The 536-nt window shown below is 65.9% G+C and carries 1 protein-coding gene; it reads left to right on the forward strand.

The window, feature by feature from the left end; translation table 11 throughout:
• Nucleotides 1-536 (forward strand): hypothetical protein (locus tag AC4FQ5_RS20115; RefSeq protein ID WP_491146499.1); only part of this gene is annotated, 536 nt, incomplete at both ends.

The raw sequence follows: 536 nt of genomic DNA on the forward strand, positions 1-536 counted from the left end.
GGACTCCCCACCGACAAGCGCGGCTTCGCCACCAAGCGGGAAGCCGAGCTGTTTCGCAGCGAGGTGGAGGTATCGAAGTCGACGGGCTCCTTCATCGAGGCGAAGGCGGCCAGGGTCCCCCTTCGTGACCTCGGCGAGACATGGCTCCGGTCGCAGACGCACCTCAAGCCCTCGTCCCTTCGCCCGGTCGAGATCGCGTGGCGCAAGTACGTGTTGCCTCGGTGGGGTCAAGTCCGTGTTGGGGAGGTCGTACATAGCGATGTCCAGGAGTGGATCAGCAATCTCTCTCGCGAGGCGGACGGACCGACACGTAGCGCGACGACGATCCTCCGCATCCACGGCGTCCTCGCCGGGATTCTCGACGTGGCGGTGCGCGATCGCCGCATCCGCGTCAATCCCGCCCGGGACATCAATCTTCCGCGCAAGACGAAGAAGGCTCGGACCTACCTCACTCACGAGCAGGTCTCGGCTCTCGCGCTCGCCTCCGGCGAGCACTCGACGCTTGTGCTCGTCCTCGCGTACACGGGACTCCGATG

This window comes from Chryseobacterium sp. DT-167 (assembly GCF_058310155.1).